The sequence below is a fragment of the Dietzia sp. CH92 genome (assembly GCF_032248695.1).
In the GTDB taxonomy this organism is placed as follows: Bacteria; Actinomycetota; Actinomycetes; order Mycobacteriales; family Mycobacteriaceae; genus Dietzia.
Window position 1 is genome coordinate 82,047 of the sequence record NZ_JAVHXC010000007.1, and the last position, 18,038, is coordinate 100,084.

Here is an 18,038-nt window from a genome sequence, read left to right on the forward strand (position 1 = left end):
CTCGCGGGTGCGCGAGGTGGGGCTGGCCTAGGCTGGAGGGGTGCGCCCGGCCGTCGCAGGCGGCCCCGGCGCCCAGACTGATGCCAGTCGCACGGAACGACATACCGGAGGAGAACACATGCCCATCGCAACTCCCGAACAGTACAAGGACATGCTCGACCGAGCCCGCCGGGAGGGTTTCGCGTACCCCGCGATCAACTGCACCTCCTCGGAGACCATCAACGCGGCCATCAAGGGCTTCGCGGACGCGGGTTCCGACGGCATCATCCAGTTCTCCACCGGTGGTTCCGAGTTCGGCTCCGGCCTGAACGTCAAGGACATGGTCACCGGCGCGGTGGCCCTGGCGGAGTTCGCCCACGTGGTGGCGGCGAAGTACGACATCCTCGTCGCGCTGCACACCGACCACTGCCCCGAGGACAAGCTGGACACGTTCGTGCGCCCGCTCATCGAGATCTCGCAGGAGCGCGTCGACCGCGGCGAGAACCCGCTGTTCCAGTCGCACATGTGGGACGGCTCGGCCACCCCGCTCGACCGCAACCTCGAGATCGCCAAGGAGCTCCTCGAGAAGACGGCCAACGCCAAGCAGATCCTCGAGATCGAGATCGGCGTCGTCGGCGGCGAGGAGGACGGCGTCGAGAACGAGATCAACGAGAAGCTCTACACCACGCGTGAGGACTTCGAGGCCACCATCGACGCCCTCGGCGCCGGCAACACGGGTCAGCGCTACCTGCTGGCCGCCACCTTCGGCAACGTCCACGGCGTCTACAAGCCGGGCAACGTCAAGCTCAAGCCCGAGGTGCTGAAGATGGGCCAGGAGGTCGCGGTCGAGAAGCTGGGCCTGAACAAGGGTGACCTGCCCTTCGACTTCGTCTTCCACGGCGGCTCCGGCTCGGCCAAGAGCGAGATCGAGGAGGCCCTGAGCTACGGCGTCATCAAGATGAACGTCGACACCGACACCCAGTACGCCTTCACGCGTCCCGTCGCCGCGCACATGTTCTCCAACTACGACGGCGTCCTCAAGGTCGACGGCGAGGTCGGCAACAAGAAGACCTACGACCCCCGGTCGTACCTGAAGAAGGCCGAGCAGTCGATGTCCGAGCGCGTCGTCGAGGCGTGCAACGACCTGAAGTCGGCCGGCAAGTCCCAGGGCGCCTGACGCCCCTCCGCGCGCTCGCGCACACGCGTCATCAGCGGCGTCCCTCCCGGGTGGAGGGGCGCCGCTGACGTCCACGGGCGTGGTGAACGGCGGGCATATCGAACTCTTGTGCGATCACCGCGGCATTGGTATAATCGACCACAAGTTCGAAATAGTTGCAGCGCGGGCGGGGGGTGACCGGGGTGGATACGACGACGACGAGGGTGTTCGGCCTCGGGGCGCTGCGCGCGGTGGACGAGCCGTTGGAGTCGTTGGACGCCTCGGCGCTCAGCGACGTGGCGCGGTCGGCGACCCTGGCGCAGAACCTGGCCGGGGCGACCCGGCTCCACGCCGCGCACTTGCTGGTCGAGAGCTTCAAGGCTCTGGATGAGGCCACCCACGGCGAGCCCGGTACCGATACCCGTCCCGCGCACGCCCGCCTGGACCCGGCCGACCGGGCCCGCCACCACCTGAGCGCGGCGCTGGCGATGACCGGCTGGCACGCCGGCCACCTGGTCACCGCCGGCGTCCAGATCCACACGCGCCTGCCGCGCCTGCGCGAGGCCGTCGAACGCGGCCTACTGCCCGAGCAGTTGGCCATCGACGCCGCCTGCCGCCTGGCCCAGATCCCCGACGGCATCATCGGTGGCGTCGAATCCGATGTCGTGGCCCGCTTGACCGGCGACCTGGCCGGCGGGCACCGGCCCAGCCGCACCGCCCTGGACGACGCCGTCGACGCCTCCCGCGAGCGCCACGACCCTGCAGGGGCCGGCGATGCCGTCGACGCGGCCGCCGAGAAACGCACCGTCAGATTCCGGCCCGAGCGCGACGGCATGACCAGCATGTGGGCGCACTTGCCCTCCGGGGACGCCGAGAAACTGCGCCGCCGCATCGACGCCGCCGCCCGCGCCGCCGCCGAGACCGGCCATCCCCGCACCCGCGACCAACTCCGCGCCGACGCCCTGGTCGCCCTCGGCGATCCCAACACCACCGAGATCGCCGACCCCCTGCCCGACCACCCCGGCGACGACGGCGCGACCGGCCCGGCCACCGCAGGCAGCACCGAGGCCGCCGACGCCGCGGCCGATCGTGCGCCGCTGGGTGTCTCGTGGGGCACCGACCAGCCGATCCGCATCTCCGTGGTCAACAGCATCACCCAGGGTCTGCCCAACCGGGTGGAGTTCGTCACCGGCGCCTACGCCAGCTTCGACTGGCTCTGCGAAGAACTACTTTCCGGCGGCGACGCCACAATCCGGTTCGAACTGGTCGACCCCCAACCCGGCACCGAGGACAGCCCCGAGGCGGCGTTGAAGTACCGCGTCAGCCCCGCCCTGGCCGAACGGATCCGGCTACGCGACGGCACCTGCCGCCACCCCGGCTGCACGGTCGACGCCCACGACTGTGAGATCGACCATGTCATCGCCTTCGACCACCAACGCCCCGACCTGGGCGGACCCACCGCCGAATGGAACCTGGTGTGCCTGTGTCGCAAACACCATCGGGAGAAAACCTTCGGCCACTGCGCCTACCGACCCGGCCCCCTCGGGGAGCTGACCATCATCACCGAAACCGGCCACGAACACCGCACCCTGCCCCACGGCCCCCTGGCCCAGGCCCGCGACCGCATCCTCGACCACGCCTGGCGCCAACACCTCGACCGCCTCATCACCGACGACGGCCACCTGACCAACCCACCCGGCATCGACCGCACCCTCCGCACCCGCAACCGCGGCCGCAACAACCGGGACGAAGCGGGCTAGTGAACGCGGCCCCGGTGACCTCGGCGACCTCGGTGCCCCCGGTGGCCCCGGCGACCCCGGCGGCTGCCGTGACCAGGCCGGGATGGTCAGCCCGGCTGCTGGCCCTCCGGGACCGAACCCATCCCCACGCCGGGCTGGCAGAGTTTCCACGCACCGTCCTCGTCGCGCATCCGCACCTGCTCCGGACCCGCGCCGTCGGACTCGGACTCCACCGTGGCAGTCGCCTCGGAACCGTCGGCCGAGATCTCCACCCCGAGCACCTCGAGGTCCTGGGGGAACGAGCCGGCGATCGACTCGCGGAACATCGAATCGAGATCCGGCCCCGTCGCCTCGCTCGACGCGGCGATAGTGTCGACCAGATCCTGCGGGACCCTGTTCTCCACGCACATGTGACCGTTGAAATCGCCGAACGACTCCGCCGAACTCATCCGCTCCAGCGTCTCCGCGACCGCCCGCTCCGCACGCGCCGACGAGGACAACGGCCCGGCAAGGAACGCCCACGCCACGACCGCGACCAGGACCAGCGCCACCACGGCCACCGCCGCGAGCACACCGCCCCGAGCCGGGCGACCGCCCTGCCCGACACCCGACGGACGTGCCCCACCCTCCGGGCCACCGCCCTGACGCGAGGTCGGACCCGGATCACCCGCGGGCGGCTGCTGGCTCGTCGTCGTCATCCACTACTCCCGATACACCCGTCACCGACCCCCGACGGGCCGTGTCGACCCGCCACGGTAGCCCAGCGACCTGAGTCCCAGGGGGTGCAGGGGCCCGGCCTCAGGGCAGTGGACCCGCCGGCTCGAGGCGATCCGAACCGTGCGGGGAGCGCCAACTCGCGAGCGGATACACACCGCTCGCCGGATCCTCCCGGGCGACCAGTGCCCAGAAGTCCGCGTGCGCGTAGTCGCGCGTGAACTCCACCACCGCGAACCCGTGCCGGTCCAGGTCGGCCCATCGGACATGACGGTTCACGCCGATCAACGCCCCCTGCGCCGCCAGCGACAGGGGGTTGTCCTCGGGCAGACCGACCATGTCGTTGATGTTGTTGCTCGTGATGGACGGCGTGACGAACTCGACCGCGCCCGTACCGGCGCCCGGGTAGTCCGCGGGATCGAGCGGCACCTCGTTCGCCCACGACGTGTGGATGTCGCCGGTGAGGAAGACGTGATTGCGGTTCCCGGTCGCCCGGATCACCTCGAACAGCCGGCGACGCTCACCGGCGTACCCGTCCCACTGGTCCGAGTTGTACGTGATGCCCTCCCGGGGGATGCCCAGCAACTCGGTGAGTGCCCCGGTCGTGCGCACATCCAACGGCGGGATGAGCACCGGCGTGACCATCACCGAGTTACCGATGACGTTCCAGCGCGCGGTCGACGACGCCAGGCCGCGCGCCAACCAGTCGAACTGCTCCGCGCCCGTCATGGTGCCCGTCTGATCGGTCGCCCGGCCGTTGAACCGCCCCGGGTCCTCCGAGCGGTACGACCGGAGATCCAGCATGCTCAGCTCGGCCAGCGCGCCCCACCGCAGTCGCCGGTACAGGTGCCCGCCGTCGCGCAGTGCCTCCGGACGCACCGGCATCCACTCGAAGTAGGCCTGCGCCGAAGCGGCCTTGCGGTCGGCGAACGGGCCCTCGTGCGGCTGGTGGTTCTCCGCCCCGTGCTCCCACGAGTTGTTCGCGAGCTCGTGGTCGTCCCACGTACAGATCCACGGCACGTGCGCGTGCAGGGACTGCAGGTCGGGGTCGGTGTGATACTGCGCCAGCCGGATCCGGTAGTCGGCCACCGTGACGATCTCGTGGGGCGGGTCGTGCGGGCGGACCGCACCGGCGGCGGCCGTGTACTCGCCGCGGCCGTACTCGTAGATGTAGTCACCCAGTTCGATGATCGCGTCCAGGTCGCCGCGCGCCTCCAGGTGGCGGTAGCCGGAGAAGAACCCGGCCTCCCAGTTGGAGCAGGACACCACACCGACGCGCCAGCGGCCCGAGGCGGGCATCGCGCCGTCGGCGGGGGCGGTGCGCGTGCGACCGGTGCGCGAGGTCTGCCCGAGCGCGCGGAACCGGTAGTGGTACCAGCGGTCCGGGTCCAGGCCGGTGCAGTCGAGCTGAACTGTGTGATCGCGGCCGGCGTCGGTGGTGAACGAGCCCGCCCGGATGACGGTGGTGAAGTCCGGGTCGGTGGAGACCTCCCAGTCGACGACGACGACGCCGCCGATCCCGGAGCCCGGGGTCGCCTGCTCGGAGGGCGTGACCCGCGTCCACAGGATGACGCGGTCCGCCATCGGGTCACCGGAGGCGACGCCGTGCCGGAAGACGGCTCCTCCGGACCCGCCGCCGGTGTCCCCGGCCGCGGCCGTGCCCGTCGCCCCCGCCGCGGCGGCGGCCGAGGCGATGTGGCCGGTGAGAGCGCCGGAGCCGACAGCGGCCCCGGCCAGCACCCCCGCCTTCAGGACGGAGCGCCGGTCGGGGCCGGGGCGGGACCGGGTGGGGCGACCGGATGACTCGGGCATGCGTCCAGCGTGACGGATCCGCCGTGGTGAGAAGACCGTTATCGCTGAGACGTCACCGAGAGTTCACCCGGGGCGCCCGGGCGTCACCGCGTGGTGGACTCGGCGGGCGCGCCGTCCTCCACCATCTGCTCCAGCTCGGAGCGCTCGGGGGACGACAGGAACCGCTCCATGGAGTCGTCCAACTCCCGCAGCCACGGGGTGTGGTGCTCGGCGGCCATCGTCCCGGTCATGACCGACCGGTGCGGCTTGTCGCGGTACGTGAGGATGTTGGCGGCCTTGTCCTTCTTCCACGCGAGGAAGATCCGGACGACCTCGTCGAGGTCGAACGTGGGGTAGTCGGTCGCGTCGATGAGGTCGCGGATGTAGTCGGCCTGGAACCGCACCTGGTCGGCGTCACCGCCGAGCTGCTGGAAGCGGTCCCGCCAGGCGCGCATATGCGCCGCGCGGTCCTGCGCCGACGGCAGCGGGGCGCGACCGAGGATGAGATCTCGCACGTACCAGGCCTGGGCGTCGAACATGTTGAACGTGAACCACTGGTCCTGGGCGCCCAGGTAGTAGACGCGCGGGTTCTTCTGCCACACCACGCCCCGGTACAGCCCCGAGGGGTAGATGTTGTTTGGCGACTGCAGCGCGAGATCCGCCGGCAGGAACGGGTACTTGTGCAGGTAGCCCGTGCACAGGATCACCGCGTCGAACTCCCGCGTCTCGCCGTTCGTGAAGTGGACGGTGCTGCCGACGAACCGGTCGATGAGTGGCAGTTCCTCCATGCCGTCGGGCCAGTCGTAGCCCATCGGCCGGGTGCGGTAGGACATGGTCACCGAGCGGGCGCCCATCTTGAACGCCTGCACACCGATGTCCTCGGCGGAGTACGAGGCGCCGATGAGCAGGACCCGCTTGTCGGCGAGGTTCTCGGCGCCGCGGAAGTCGTGGGCGTGCTGGACCGAGCCGGGGAAGGTGTGGATGCCCTCGAACTCGGGGACGTTGGGGAAGCTGAAGTGGCCGGTGGCGACGATGATCCGGTCGAACTCGGACGTCGTGGTGCGGCCCGAGCGCAGGTTCTCCACGGTCACCGTGAAGTTGTCCTGGTCGCGGTCGTAGTCCACCCAGCGCACGGCCGTGGAGAACTGCACCTTGTCCTTGACCTTGGAGCGGCGGACGCGGCCGTCGATGTAGTCCCACAGCACCTCGCGCGGGGGGTAGGACGAGATGGGGCGGCCGAAGTGCTCGTCGAACGTGTACTCGGCGAACTCCAGGGCCTCCTTGGGGCCGTTCGACCACAGGTTGCGGTACATCGAGGAGTGGACCGGCTCGCCGTACTTGTCGATGCCGCTGCGCCAGCTGTAGTTCCACTGCCCGCCCCAGTCGTCCTGCTTCTCGTAGCAGACGATCTCCGGGATCGTGGCGCCCGCGCGCTGCGCGGACTCGAAGGCCCGCAGTGCGGCGATGCCGCTGGGGCCGGCTCCGAAGATCGCGATGCGTTGGTTAGACAACTAAATTCCTCCCGGCCGTCACCGGCCACTCGTGTCGTCTCCTGAGGAGACGCCCGGTGGAGGCGGGGCGTCGGCGGGGGTCCCCGCGCGCTCCGGGCCTCGACACCGGTCCTTCGATTCCCGCATCGCGGCGGCGGTCAACGGCGCCTGCGGCAATGCGGCGCGGCGCCCGTTCTCGAGCGCCGCAGGGCTCTCACCTTAGCAAACGCGCCGTGTTCGCTGTCCGCACGGTCCGCGCGCACCTCCCGCGGGAGCGGTTCGCGCGATTCGTGGACAATGGTTCGCATGACCCAGTTCGGAGATCTCCTCGGCCCCCCGCCCACCCGTCTGACCGGCGATCCGGAGGCGGAGGACGCACTCGCCGCCGGCGAGGACCCCCGTAAGGTCGCCGCCGATCACCCGGCCGCCTCGATCGCGTGGGCGGAGCTCGCGGAACGCGCGCTCGACGGCGGGGACGCCGTCACCGCGTACGCCTTCGCCCGCACCGGCTACCACCGTGGACTGGACCAGCTGCGTCGCCACGGCTGGAAGGGGTTCGGCCCGGTGCCGTACGACCACGAGCCCAACCGTGGATTCCTCCGCGCGGTCGCGGCGCTGGCCCGCGCCGCGCAGACCATCGGTGAGGAGGATGAATACATCCGTTGCCTGGATTTGATCAATGAGTCAGACCCGCACGCCGCCGCGCCTCTCGGCCTGGCGTGATCGACTAGACGCCCGCGCGCAGGGCGTCTACGCCGCCCTCCCGGTTCCGCTGCGTACGCGGACCCGGCGTCTGGCGTACGCGCTGCTCCCGATCCTGCAGTGCGGCCTGGCCGCGGGCATCTCGTGGTTCATCGCGTTCGACCTGCTCGGCCACCCCGCGCCGTTCTTCGCGCCCATCGCGGCCGCCATCGCGCTGGGCACCGGCATGGGGCGGCGGGTGCGACGTGGCATCGAGCTGGTGATCGGCGTCGTCGTGGGCGTCGGCCTCGGCGATCTGCTCATAGCGCAGATCGGCTCCGGGCCGTGGCAGATCGCCGCGGTCGTGGTGCTGGCGATGTCGGCGGCGGTGTTCCTCGACCGCGGCGCGCTCGTCGGGACACAGGCGGCGTCGTCGGCGATCCTCGTGGCCACGATCCTGCCGCCCGGCTCGGCGGGCGGGTACGAGCGGATGCTCGACGCCGCCGTCGGTGGTGCGGTCGCGCTGGCGGCCATGGCACTGATCCCGGTGCACCCGCTGCGGCGGGCCCGGCGGGAGGCGGCGTCCCTGCTGGGCGTGGCCTCGTCGGTGCTCGCGGAGGTCGCCGACGGGCTGGAGCGGCGCGACTCCGACCTCATCCGTGAGGCGCTGCAGGACGCCCGCGACACCCAGCCGGCGATCGACGCGGTGGAGGAGCAGTTGGCGGGCGCCCGGGAGCTGGTCCGGATCTCGCCGTTCTACCGCCGGAGGCGGCCGGAGGAGGTGGAGCTCGCGCGGATCCTCAACCCGCTCGACAACGGCATCCGCAACATCCGGGTGCTGGCGCGGCGGGCGATCGTGGCCGTGGACGACCAGGTCGACGTGCCTCCGGCGCTGAGCTCGCTGCTCGCGGCGCTGGCCGACGCGGTGGAGCTGCTCGCGCAGCGGGTCGCGGCCGACCGCGACGCCCCGAGTGCGGCGACGGTCCTGCGGGAACTGCGCGCGGTCTCGGCGCGGGCCAAGAGGGAGCTGGTGATCGGTTCCGGGCTGACCGAGACGGTGATGCTCGCGCAGATCCGGTCGGTCCTGGTGGACGTGATGCAGGTGGCGGGCCTGAGCAAGATCTCGGCGCTGGCCACGCTGCCGCCGACGGTGCGCACCCCGGCCGTGTCGCCGGAGATGCTCACGGAGGAGTGGCCGGATTCGCCCGACCGTCCGGCGCCGGGGATGCCGCCGTTCAGGGCGACACGAGCCTCCATGGCTCGGTATGACGGTAGAAGGTCGTCCTCTTGATGGCCCGCCGGCCGGTCACCCCGTCGCGGGTGAGCAGGCCGGCCTCGGTGCCCAGCTGGACCGCGCGCGCGGCGAGCCAGGGCCGGCGGCGCAGCCAGCGGGGGCGGGCGGCCGTGGCGATGACGCCCGGCAGGTCGCGCGTCGGGCGGACGGTGAGGGTGTCGATCTCGCCGGAGAAGACGCGGGCGTCGTCGGCGTAGGCCTCGCCCACGAGGTGGCCGCCGTCCGGGCCGCGGACGGTGGCCTCGCCCACCAGGGCGGTGCCGGTGTCGTCGCGGACGAGCGGCGTCTCGCGGGCCTCGCCCCGGACGCCGAGTTTGGCGGCCTCGGAACCGGTGGGTAGGCCGTACGCCCTGGTGGCGGGCGTGGGCTCGTCGGCGACGTAGGCGATCTCCACGTCGAGGTTCTCGGTCCGCATGAGGCGGGTGAGCAGGGCGGCCAGGGCGGCGTCGGTGCCGCACACGACCAGGCGGCGGCGGGTGCCCACCTCGTAGAGCGCGCGGTTCACCTCGTCCTTGGTGGGGACCGCACTGACCTCGACGCGGGGGTGTTCGCCGAGGACCGTCGGAACCGGCGCGGAGCCGCAGCGGATGACGATCATGACCTCCATCATGACCGCACGGGCCCTGTGGGGCGAACCTGGGGCAGGATGGAGGTGTGCATCCACGGGCGCGCGGCATCGGTTCCCCCAGGATCGATCTCAACTGCGACCTCGGCGAGGCCCGCCGGGGCACTCCGCGCTGGTCGGCGTCGCTCGCGCCCGACGCCGGCCCCGATCCGGACGACGCCGCACTGCTCGACGTGGTGACCTCCGCGAACGTCGCGTGCGGGTTCCACGCCGGTAACCGGCCCACGATGAACGCGACGGTCGTGGCGGCCGCCGAGCGGGGCGTGGCCGTGGGCGCGCACCCCTCCTACCGCGATCCGGCGAACTTCGGTCGGGTCGAGCAGGACCTGGACCGCGAGGAGGTCGCACAGATCGTGGCGTTCCAGCTGGTGGAGCTGGACATGGCGGCGCGGCGGCACGAGTCGCGGGTGCGGTACGTCAAACCGCACGGGGCCCTCTACAACCGCATCGTCCACGACCGCGAGCAGGCGGCCGGGGTGGTCGACGCGATCCTGGCGTACGCCGCGGTCGCCGACGAGGAGCCGTTGCCGATCCTGGGCCTGCCCGGCGCGATAGTCCTGACCGAGGCCGCGTCGGCAGGTGTCCCGACGGTGACCGAGGCGTTCGCCGACCGTGGGTACCGGCCCGACGGGACCCTCGTGCCGCGCGGGGAGCCGGGCGCGGTGATCACCGACGCCGACGAGGTCGCCGAGCGCGTGGTGGCGATGGCGACGGGGCGGGAGATCACCGCGTCGGACGGGTCGCCGGTGGTGGTCGGCGCGGCGTCGATCTGCGTGCACGGTGACACGCCCGGGGCGGTGGACCTGGCGCGTCGCGTCCGGGCGGCGGTCGAGGCGGCGGGGGTGGAGCTGGCGCCGTTCGCGGCCGGTGGCGCGCGGGGCGCGGTCGGGGGATAGATGACGACGACGAGGATCCGCCCCTGCGGAGAGGCGGCGCTGTTGCTCGAGTGTGCGGATCTGGCGGAGGCCGTGCATTTGGCCGGGAGGGTCGGGCGGTTGCGGCCCGAGGCCGTCGACGTGGCCGCGGCGGCCCGCACGGTGCTGGTGACCGCGCGAGATCGCGAGGCGCTGCCCGGTCTGCGGCGGCGGGTGGAGGAGCTCCTGGCCGAGGGCCCGCCCCCCACCCCGGAGACGCCCACCCCGGAGACGCCCACCCCGTACCCGCCCACCCCGTACCCGCCCACCCCGAATCCGCTACCCGGAGAACGGATCCGCTACCCCGGTGCGGGTAGCGGATCCGGAGGGGGAGTAGCGGATCCCGGCGATGCGGACGCGGACGGCGATGCGGACGCGGGCGCGGACGGCGATGCGGGGGCGGGTCCGGGCGCGGGCGGGGTGGTCGAGGTGATCCTCGACGTCCGTTATGACGGTCCCGACCTGTCCGCCGTCGCCGACCTCGCCGGCCTGTCCGTCGAGGCGTTCGTGCGGACGCACACGTCGATCACGTGGCGGGCCGCCTTCGGGGGCTTCGCGCCGGGCTTCGCCTACCTCGTCGACGAGCGGGAGCTGGGGACCCGGGAGCGCGGCGGCGGCGCCGGCCCGCGGCCGCTGCCGACGGTGCCGCGGCTGCCGACCCCCAGGCCGCGGGTGCCGGCCGGATCGGTCGGCCTGGCCGATCGGTTCTGCGCCGTCTACCCGGGCGTCTCGCCCGGCGGGTGGCAGCTCGTCGGCACCACCGACGCCCGGCTCTGGGACGTCGACCGCGACCGGCCCGCCCTGATCACGCCCGGGACGACCGTGCGGTTCCGCGACGTCGGCGGCGCCGACAGCCCGAGCAGTTCCGCCGACTCCGGCGGTGCCGGCTCAGACGACCCGGGCGCGCACCGATGAGCCTGCTCGTCCTCCGCGCCGGGCCCGCCGCGCTCGTGCAGGACCTGGGCCGGCCCGGGCACGCCGCCCTCGGGGTCACGGCCTCCGGGGCCGCCGACCGCGCCGCCGCCGCGACCGCCCTGCGCGCTGTCGGCACCGACCCCGCCGCCGCCGTGCTCGAGGTACTGCTCGGCGGGCTCACCGTCCTCACGGACGAGCCCGCGATCGTGGCGGTCACCGGGGCGGAGGCCCTCGTCGTCGTCGTCACCCCCGACGGTTCCCGCCGCACCGCCGCCACCGGCGACGTCCTCCGACTCGACGCCGGGTCGACACTCGAGATCGGGCGACCCGTCGCCGGGGTCCGCAGCTACCTGGGCGTGCGCGGCGGGATCGACGTCCCACCGGTGCTCGGCAGCCGCTCACGCGACACCCTCTCCGGGCTCGGTCCCGCGCCGCTCACGGCCGGGGACGTCCTCGACGTGGGCGATGCGGTCGTGGGCCCGTGGGCGGACGGGTGGCACGCCGCCGTCGCCGGGGAGGGCGCGGTGGCGGACACCGGGCGGCCCCTCGACCTCGACGTGATCCCCGGCCCCCGCGACGACCTGTTCCCACCCGAGGCGTGGGACGTGCTCGCCGCGACCGGGCACGTCAGCGGCCACGCCGACCGCGTGGGCGTGCGCCTCGACCCCGCCCGCCCCGTACCCCGGCTGACCAGGGGCGAGATCCCCAGCGAAGGGATGGTGCGCGGCGCGGTCCAGATCCCCGCCGACGGCTGCCCCGTGGTGTTCGGCCCCGACCACCCCGTCACCGGCGGCTACCCCGTGATCGGCGTCCTCACCTCCCGTTCCGCCGACCGGATCTCGCAACTCCTGCCCGGAACACCCGTGAGACTGCGCAGGACGCGGGGGGTCGGCGACTAGGGTGAGAGGGCACGAGCGACTAATCTTGTGCGCTGGTGTGCGCGGAATCACGAGAAGGTATCCGTCCCTCACCGTGTAGACGACTCTTTCGAGGTGAAAGCGAACCATGCCAGCGATCGTTCTGATCGGCGCCCAGTGGGGCGACGAGGGCAAGGGTAAGGCCACCGACATCCTGGGCGGCCGCGTGGACTACGTGGTCAAGCCCAACGGCGGGAACAACGCGGGCCACACCGTGGTCGTCGGCGGTGAGAAGTACGAACTCAAACTCCTGCCCGCCGGCATCCTCTCGCCGACCGCCGTGCCGGTGATCGGCAACGGCGTCGTGGTGAACCTCGAGGCGCTCTTCGCCGAGATCGAGGGCCTGCAGGCCCGCGGCGCCGATACCTCCCGGCTGCGCATCTCCGCCGACGCCCATCTCGTCGCGCCGTACCACCAGGCGCTCGACAAGGTCACCGAACGGTTCCTCGGCAAGAAGGCCATCGGCACCACCGGCCGCGGCATCGGCCCCACCTACGCCGACAAGGTCTCCCGCGTCGGCATCCGCGTCCAGGACGTGTTCGACGAATCCATCCTGCGGCAGAAGATCGAGGGTGCGCTGCACCTCAAGAACCAGATCCTGGTGAAGATCTACAACCGGCGCGCGGTCGAGGTGGAGGAGATGGTCGAGTACTTCCTCTCCTACGCCGACCGGCTCCGGCCCATGGTCTGCGACACCACCCTCATGCTCAACGAGGCCCTCGACCGCGGACAGTCCGTCCTCATGGAGGGCGGGCAGGCCACCATGCTCGACGTCGACCACGGCACCTACCCGTTCGTCACCTCGTCCAACCCCACCGCCGGTGGCGCCTGCGTGGGATCCGGGATCGGGCCCACCAAGATCACCCACTCGCTGGGCATCGTCAAGGCGTACACCACCCGCGTGGGCGCCGGCCCGTTCCCCACCGAGCTGTTCGACAAGTGGGGCGAGTACCTGCAGGTCACCGGCGGTGAAGTGGGCGTCAACACCGGCCGCGTGCGGCGCTGCGGCTGGTACGACGCCGTGATCGCCCGCTACGCGGCGCGCGTCAACGGCTTCACCGACTACTTCCTCACCAAGCTCGACGTGCTCACCGGGATCGGCGAGATCCCCATCTGCGTGGCCTACGACGTGGACGGCGTGCGGCACGACGAGATGCCCATGACGCAGACCGACTTCCACCACGCCACCCCGATCTACGAGACCATGCCCGGCTGGGACGACAACATCCGCGGCGCCCGGAAGTTCGGCGACCTGCCGCCCGAGGCCCGCGACTACGTCCTGCGGCTCGAGGAGCTCGCCGGCACCCACATGTCGTACATCGGCGTGGGCCCCGGGCGCGACGAGAACGTGGTGCGGCGCGACATCCTGGGCTGAGGCGCCGGGCGGCGCGGCACGCTCGGTCGTGGGGCGGGTGTTGTGCGTGTTGCCTGTGGGGCCTGTTGGTCGACGAAGGGCGTGAACGTACGACACCTGTCGGGCGAACGGGTGACAACATCGGCGTCGAAAGTGCGGTGGAGTGGCGATCAGGTGGCCGCCCGGTCGCCGTCCCCTCGGAGTCATGGAGCACTCATGCGCACTCTCACCCGATTCGGAATCGCCACCGCGGCGGCCGCCATCGCCTCAGCCACAGCTCTCGCCGGAGCCGGCGTCGCGGGCGCTCAGACGTTCCCCGACACCGGCAGCGTTGCGGGCGACAACTTCACGATGTCTTCGAGGTCCAGTCTCACCGCGGAGCGGACGTCCGACGGGGTGGACGTCACATACACGAACCGGACTGACAGGACTGTGAGCTGCAGTGGGGTTTCCGCCCCGTCCGTCGTGATCGCGGCCTTCGACGCCCACGTGAAGAAGTATGGCGAGCGGTCGCTGGCGGAGGGCCCGCTGGGTGAGTTGGACGAGAAGCTCGGCGGTTTCGAGAGCGATCCCACCCTGCTCGGTCGGATCTTCAGCCTTTCTCCCGACGGTCAGGTCATCCCTGCGGACGCGGACGGCGTCGAACTCGTGCCCGGGCAGAACGACCCGCTGGTCGCCCCCGGTGGGACGCTCCGGTGGGACGTGCCCGCGCCGACGGGCTACAACGCGGGGGCGTTCGTGCTGTGCTACGAGGTCAATTCGGATGCGACCGACCTCGGGGATCTGTTCTCCTATGCGGAGTACCTGTCCACCGGCACCTCAGGTGGGGGCGGTCTCCTGGGCTCGCTCGATGCGGGCGGTTCGCTCGGTAGCCTGACCGGTTCGCTCGGAAGCTGACGCCCGGCGGGTCGCGGTCCACCCGCGGGCACGCGCCTTCCGTCTCGCCCCCGGCCGACTTCGTGTCGTCCGGGGGCGTTGTCGTTGGCGTGACCGGGGAAAGGTCAGAACGGCAGGCCGGGGATCTGCGGCAGCTCGAACGCGCCACCGGCGACGCCTGCGCTCACGGCCAACGCCACCGAGACGCCCACGCCTGCGAGGAGGACGAGCCCGGCACCGATGACCGGATTGTTCAGGGAACCGCCCTCGAGTGATCCCGAATCCTGGGCGAGGTAGTGGACGCCGGCCGGGGCGGGCGACACCGGGGCGGCATGGGCGGGCGCGGCGGCGACGGCGGTCGCGGCGGTCAGCGTGAGCGCGGCAGCGACGGTCTTGATGTTCCTCATGGCTCTCACTATCGCATCCGAACGGGAGCGGGGTCCGGCGGCCGACGAGGCGTGTGGGGCGAGGGTTTCGTTAGGTGCGCAAGGGGCGGCCCCAGCGGGGTGTCGCCGCCCCGACGGCGCGCCGATCCGCTGCTTACAGGCGGCGTCGACCGCGCACCGCTACCGTCAGAGGCTTATCACTTGTGAAGTGTTGCTGAGGCCTTGACTCACGAAATTCCTAAGTTAGCATCGCTCACAGTGCTGAGAGTCGGCTGCTGGAGCACTTCGCAAGGAGGCACATCTCATGCGTCTTTCCACCAGGATCGGTGCGACCATCTCCACCGCGGCCCTCGGGGTGGCTGCCGCACTCGGCGGCGCGGGCGTGGCCCAGGCTCAGTCTCTGGGGTCGCTCGGGCCCTCTGAGGAGGCCGAGCTCGAGCTGGCTCTGACCGCGGCGGGTGACGCGGCGGCCGAGGGCACGCTCGCGAACAACACCGAGACCGACCTCGTGTGCTACGTCGGCGTCGCCGATGCGGCGACCGTCGCCACCGCGGAGGCGGGCGCCGAGGACGTCGACGACCTCGGCGCCTACTTCGCGGGACTGGCCGCGGGCTCGGCCGTCACCCCGCCCCTGTCCGTCGAGGCCGGGGCGTCGGTGCAGTGGAGCGTCGTCCTCGACGCGGAGGAGGACTTCCGGGCCGGGGCCCTCGCCTACTGTGAGGGGGGCGACGTGGAGGCGTTCACGGTCGACTTCGAGTCCGGCGGCCTCCTCGGGTCGCTCGACATGGGCTCGCTCGGTAGCTGATAGCCCGCGCGCCCGGGCTATGCGCGGAGTGCCCCGTCACCGACAGTCGGTGGTGACCCGCCTCGACCTGATGACACCGCTGAGCCGCGTGTGGCGAGTGATTCCAGGTCACGCGTCTTGGACGCGTGTGGTCATACGAACGTGCGACAGCGAAGAGCGGGAGATAAGAGTCTAATCATCGGACCAGTGGCCGTCCGGCCGCGTTCGTTCGCCGATCGGAGCTCATCATGCGACATCTCAGACGCCTCGGCATCCTCGGTGCAACGGCAGTCCTCGCGGGAACGACGGCGCTCGTCGGTGCCGGGGTGGCCAGCGCGCAGGATGCGATCCCCTGGACGCTCGACAGTCCCAGCAGGGTCACCGTCGAGCGTGGCGGGGGCGGCGGGATCGTGGTGTCATACGACAACCGCTCGGGTCATGATCTGCTCTGCTATGCGTACGTCGGAACACCCAAGACAGTGCAGAACATCTACGGAGCCAACATCAAGTGGGGGCTCAGGGGTCGGCTGAAGGTGATCGCGCCCCCGTCTGACATAGGGGTGATCGGTGAGGAACTCCACAACGGCCGCGGAGACGTCGTAGCGTTCGCGTTCGCGGCCGGGGCGTCGGGTCCGGTGACGTCCGTCAGCCCGGTGGAGGGCGAGAACGGTGAGGTCGTGCTGGAGCCCGCACCGCCCGCCGAGTTGTCGGACACGAGCTTCCGGCCCGAGGCGGTCGCCGCATGCGCAGCCACCGAGGACGGCGCGGAGGGGTACACCTACGCCGAGCTCGAGAAGTCCCCGTCGGGCGGTGACGGTGGCGGGCTCCTTGGATCTCTGGCGGGCCTGACGTCGGCGTTCGGGTCATAAGGCGCGGGGCGGTGGTGCGACCGCCGGGGCGCCGTAATAAGGCGGGTCAGCCGCGGTGGGCGAAGGCCGTGCGGACGGCGTCGACGGCGTCCTCGACCTCCGCACCGGCGGCCGCGGCGCGATCGACGAACTCCTCCGCCGCGCGGGCGAGGGCGGCGGCCGCGGCGTCGGTCTCGGCGACGAAGGTCCCCGAGCGGCCGCGGCCCTCGAGTACACCGCCCTCCTCGAGCTCACGGTAGACCTTTGCCGCGGTGGCCGAGGAGATCCCCGCCTCCGCCGCGAGCGTGCGTACCGCAGGCAGCCGCGTGCCGGGCGTGAGGAGTCCGCGGCGGGTCGCCTCGACGATCTGCGACATGAGTTGGCGGAACGGGGGCTCGGTCGACTGCGGGTCCACCGCCAGCACGATCCCGCCGACCCGCGATCCCGCCCCCGCCCCGCCCATACTCAGGCCCAGACCGTGTCGATCGCGGTGGCCTCGCGCGGCGGCTCGGCCGGGACGGCGGGAGCCGGGGTACGCGAGAAGCGCGGGGCGGGCGCCGGCCCGACGTCCCCGGCGACCTCGACGAACGTCTCGCGGGCCGCGTTGTGGGGATGGTCGAGCGCCTCGGTGTACGACAGGACCGGGGTGGTGCAGGCATCGGTGCCGTAGAACAGCTCGGCCCACTCGTCACGCGTCCTGGAGGCGAACTTGCCGGCGATCAGCTCGCGCAGCTCGTCCCACCGGTCGATGTCGAACTGGCCGGGCATGCCCTCGCCGTCGATCTCCAGCAGCCGCGCGAACTCGGCGTAGAACTGGGGCTCGAGGCAGCCCACGGCCATGTACTTGCCGTCGGAGCACTCGTAGACGTCGTAGAACGGGTAGCCCGTGTCGAGCATGTTGGTCCCGGCGACGTCCGACCACTGACCGCGGGCACGCATCGCCCACTGGAACTGCCCGAGCACCGAGGCGCCGTCGGTCATGGCGGCGTCGATGACCTGCCCCTTGTCCGAGGTCGACCGCTCGATGAGGGCGGCGAGGATGCCCTGGACGAGGAACATCGAGCCGCCGCCGAAGTCGCCGACGAGGTTGAGCGGCGGGACGGGGCGCTCACCCTTGCGGCCGATGGCGTTGAGATGGCCGGTCAGCGAGATGTAGTTGAGGTCGTGACCGGCGGTGTGGGCGAGCGGCCCGTGCTGGCCCCAGCCGGTCATGCGGGCGTAGACCAGACGCGGGTTGAGCTCGAGGCACTCGTCCGGGCCCAGGCCCATGCGCTCGGTGACGCCGGGGCGGAAGCCCTCCACCAACACGTCCGCCTTGCCGATGAGCGTCCGGACCTGCGCCAGTCCCTCCTCGCTCTTGAGGTCCGCCTCGACCACGGTCCGGCCGCGCCGCGTGATGTGCGCCCAGCCGTCGACCGATTTGGCCAGCTCGCCGGGGCGCATGACGGTCACCACGTCGGCGCCGAGGTCCGCCAGCATCATGCAGGCGTGCGGGCCGGGGCCGATGCCGTTGAGTTCGACGACGCGGATGCCGGCCAGGGGGCCGGAGGAGGGAGTGGTCACGGGAATATGCCC

Annotated in this window: 18 protein-coding genes; 11 read left to right on the top strand and 7 right to left on the bottom strand. The window is 71.8% G+C overall.

Annotation, left to right across the window (positions count from 1 at the left end):
• Positions 1–118: 118 nt before the first annotated feature.
• Both fbaA and RWK90_RS14340 read left to right on the top strand, forming a co-directional pair.
• Complete coding sequence (fbaA, locus tag RWK90_RS14335; RefSeq protein ID WP_314038292.1) at positions 119–1,156, top strand: class II fructose-bisphosphate aldolase; 1,038 nt, start codon at positions 119–121, stop codon at positions 1,154–1,156.
• 182 nt (positions 1,157–1,338) lie between these two features.
• Positions 1,339–2,895, top strand: a complete 1,557-nt coding sequence (locus RWK90_RS14340; RefSeq protein WP_314038293.1) for a DUF222 domain-containing protein — start codon at positions 1,339–1,341, stop codon at positions 2,893–2,895.
• Positions 2,896–2,981: 86 nt separating this feature from the next.
• Here the strand turns inward: RWK90_RS14340 and RWK90_RS14345 are convergent, their stop codons facing one another.
• The 3 genes from RWK90_RS14345 to RWK90_RS14355 all read right to left on the bottom strand — a co-directional run bounded on the left by RWK90_RS14345 (position 2,982) and on the right by RWK90_RS14355 (position 6,890).
• Positions 2,982–3,572 carry a hypothetical protein gene (locus RWK90_RS14345; protein WP_314038294.1) on the bottom strand — a complete coding sequence of 197 codons (591 nt, stop codon included), beginning with the start codon at positions 3,570–3,572 and terminating at the stop codon, positions 2,982–2,984.
• 100 nt (positions 3,573–3,672) lie between these two features.
• Positions 3,673–5,400: an alkaline phosphatase D family protein gene (locus RWK90_RS14350; RefSeq protein WP_314038295.1), complete on the bottom strand. Its 1,728-nt coding sequence runs from the start codon at positions 5,398–5,400 to the stop codon at positions 3,673–3,675.
• Positions 5,401–5,483: 83 nt separating this feature from the next.
• A complete protein-coding gene (locus RWK90_RS14355; RefSeq protein WP_314038296.1) occupies positions 5,484–6,890 on the bottom strand; it encodes an NAD(P)/FAD-dependent oxidoreductase in 1,407 nt (468 codons plus the stop codon).
• Between the two features lie 285 nt (positions 6,891–7,175).
• On the opposite strand from RWK90_RS14355, the gene RWK90_RS14360 reads away from it, so the two are divergent.
• Together RWK90_RS14360 and RWK90_RS14365 are read left to right on the top strand one after the other, a co-directional pair.
• On the top strand, positions 7,176–7,592 hold the full coding sequence (locus RWK90_RS14360) for a DUF3151 domain-containing protein (RefSeq protein WP_314038297.1): 417 nt from the start codon (positions 7,176–7,178) through the stop codon (positions 7,590–7,592).
• Entirely contained in the window at positions 7,549–8,841 is a 1,293-nt protein-coding gene (locus RWK90_RS14365; RefSeq protein WP_314038298.1) for an FUSC family protein, read from the top strand. Before RWK90_RS14360 ends, RWK90_RS14365 begins: the two co-directional genes overlap by 44 nt.
• Here the strand turns inward: RWK90_RS14365 and RWK90_RS14370 are convergent.
• Positions 8,786–9,442 carry a hypothetical protein gene (locus RWK90_RS14370; protein WP_314038299.1) on the bottom strand — a complete coding sequence of 219 codons (657 nt, stop codon included), beginning with the start codon at positions 9,440–9,442 and terminating at the stop codon, positions 8,786–8,788. The two genes, RWK90_RS14365 and RWK90_RS14370, sit on opposite strands and share 56 nt — an antisense overlap.
• Before the next feature lie 56 nt (positions 9,443–9,498).
• Here RWK90_RS14370 and RWK90_RS14375 point away from each other — a divergent pair, with 56 nt between their 5' ends.
• The 5 genes from RWK90_RS14375 (at position 9,499) to RWK90_RS14395 (ending at position 14,466) form a co-directional block, all read left to right on the top strand.
• Positions 9,499–10,365: a 5-oxoprolinase subunit PxpA gene (locus tag RWK90_RS14375; RefSeq protein ID WP_314038300.1), complete on the top strand. Its 867-nt coding sequence runs from the start codon at positions 9,499–9,501 to the stop codon at positions 10,363–10,365.
• A complete protein-coding gene (locus RWK90_RS14380; RefSeq protein WP_314038301.1) occupies positions 10,366–11,298 on the top strand; it encodes a carboxyltransferase domain-containing protein in 933 nt (310 codons plus the stop codon).
• Positions 11,295–12,197 (top strand): biotin-dependent carboxyltransferase family protein, encoded by a 903-nt coding sequence (locus RWK90_RS14385; RefSeq protein WP_314038302.1) that lies wholly within the window; start codon positions 11,295–11,297, stop codon positions 12,195–12,197. The genes RWK90_RS14380 and RWK90_RS14385 overlap by 4 nt, the downstream gene beginning before the upstream one ends.
• Positions 12,198–12,303: 106 nt before the next feature.
• Complete coding sequence (locus RWK90_RS14390) at positions 12,304–13,590, top strand: adenylosuccinate synthase (RefSeq protein ID WP_314038303.1); 1,287 nt, start codon at positions 12,304–12,306, stop codon at positions 13,588–13,590.
• 444 nt (positions 13,591–14,034) lie between these two features.
• Positions 14,035–14,466 carry a hypothetical protein gene (locus RWK90_RS14395; protein ID WP_314038304.1) on the top strand — a complete coding sequence of 144 codons (432 nt, stop codon included), beginning with the start codon at positions 14,035–14,037 and terminating at the stop codon, positions 14,464–14,466.
• A gap of 104 nt (positions 14,467–14,570) precedes the next feature.
• Here the strand turns inward: RWK90_RS14395 and RWK90_RS14400 are convergent, their stop codons facing one another.
• Positions 14,571–14,852, bottom strand: coding sequence for a hypothetical protein (locus RWK90_RS14400; protein ID WP_314038305.1), 282 nt, complete (start codon positions 14,850–14,852; stop codon positions 14,571–14,573).
• 283 nt (positions 14,853–15,135) lie between these two features.
• Between RWK90_RS14400 and RWK90_RS14405 the strand changes: the two genes are divergently transcribed.
• Positions 15,136–15,636 (top strand): hypothetical protein, encoded by a 501-nt coding sequence (locus tag RWK90_RS14405; protein ID WP_314038306.1) that lies wholly within the window; start codon positions 15,136–15,138, stop codon positions 15,634–15,636.
• Positions 15,637–15,863: 227 nt separating this feature from the next.
• Positions 15,864–16,484: a hypothetical protein gene (locus RWK90_RS14410; RefSeq protein ID WP_314038307.1), complete on the top strand. Its 621-nt coding sequence runs from the start codon at positions 15,864–15,866 to the stop codon at positions 16,482–16,484.
• A 46-nt stretch (positions 16,485–16,530) separates the two neighbouring features.
• Here the strand turns inward: RWK90_RS14410 and RWK90_RS14415 are convergent, their stop codons facing one another.
• Complete coding sequence (locus RWK90_RS14415; protein WP_314038308.1) at positions 16,531–16,926, bottom strand: GntR family transcriptional regulator; 396 nt, start codon at positions 16,924–16,926, stop codon at positions 16,531–16,533.
• A 2-nt stretch (positions 16,927–16,928) separates the two neighbouring features.
• A complete protein-coding gene (locus RWK90_RS14420) occupies positions 16,929–18,026 on the bottom strand; it encodes a CaiB/BaiF CoA-transferase family protein (RefSeq protein ID WP_314038309.1) in 1,098 nt (365 codons plus the stop codon).
• Between the last annotated feature and the right edge of the window lie 12 nt (positions 18,027–18,038).

Bases quoted from the DNA above. Each gene is read 5' to 3' on its own strand.
- RWK90_RS14415 (WP_314038308.1), bottom strand. From the start codon at position 16,926: ATGGGCGGGGCGGGGGCGGGATCGCGGGTCGGCGGGATCGTGCTGGCG.
- RWK90_RS14365 (WP_314038298.1), top strand. From the start codon at position 7,549: ATGAGTCAGACCCGCACGCCGCCGCGCCTCTCGGCCTGGCGTGATCGA.
- RWK90_RS14400 (WP_314038305.1), bottom strand. From the start codon at position 14,852: ATGAGGAACATCAAGACCGTCGCTGCCGCGCTCACGCTGACCGCCGCG.
- RWK90_RS14405 (WP_314038306.1), top strand. From the start codon at position 15,136: ATGCGTCTTTCCACCAGGATCGGTGCGACCATCTCCACCGCGGCCCTC.
- RWK90_RS14360 (WP_314038297.1), top strand. From the start codon at position 7,176: ATGACCCAGTTCGGAGATCTCCTCGGCCCCCCGCCCACCCGTCTGACC.
- RWK90_RS14350 (WP_314038295.1), bottom strand. From the start codon at position 5,400: ATGCCCGAGTCATCCGGTCGCCCCACCCGGTCCCGCCCCGGCCCCGAC.
- RWK90_RS14370 (WP_314038299.1), bottom strand. From the start codon at position 9,442: ATGATCGTCATCCGCTGCGGCTCCGCGCCGGTTCCGACGGTCCTCGGC.
- fbaA (WP_314038292.1), top strand. From the start codon at position 119: ATGCCCATCGCAACTCCCGAACAGTACAAGGACATGCTCGACCGAGCC.
- RWK90_RS14385 (WP_314038302.1), top strand. From the start codon at position 11,295: ATGAGCCTGCTCGTCCTCCGCGCCGGGCCCGCCGCGCTCGTGCAGGAC.
- RWK90_RS14410 (WP_314038307.1), top strand. From the start codon at position 15,864: ATGCGACATCTCAGACGCCTCGGCATCCTCGGTGCAACGGCAGTCCTC.
- RWK90_RS14390 (WP_314038303.1), top strand. From the start codon at position 12,304: ATGCCAGCGATCGTTCTGATCGGCGCCCAGTGGGGCGACGAGGGCAAG.
- RWK90_RS14380 (WP_314038301.1), top strand. From the start codon at position 10,366: ATGACGACGACGAGGATCCGCCCCTGCGGAGAGGCGGCGCTGTTGCTC.
- RWK90_RS14345 (WP_314038294.1), bottom strand. From the start codon at position 3,572: ATGACGACGACGAGCCAGCAGCCGCCCGCGGGTGATCCGGGTCCGACC.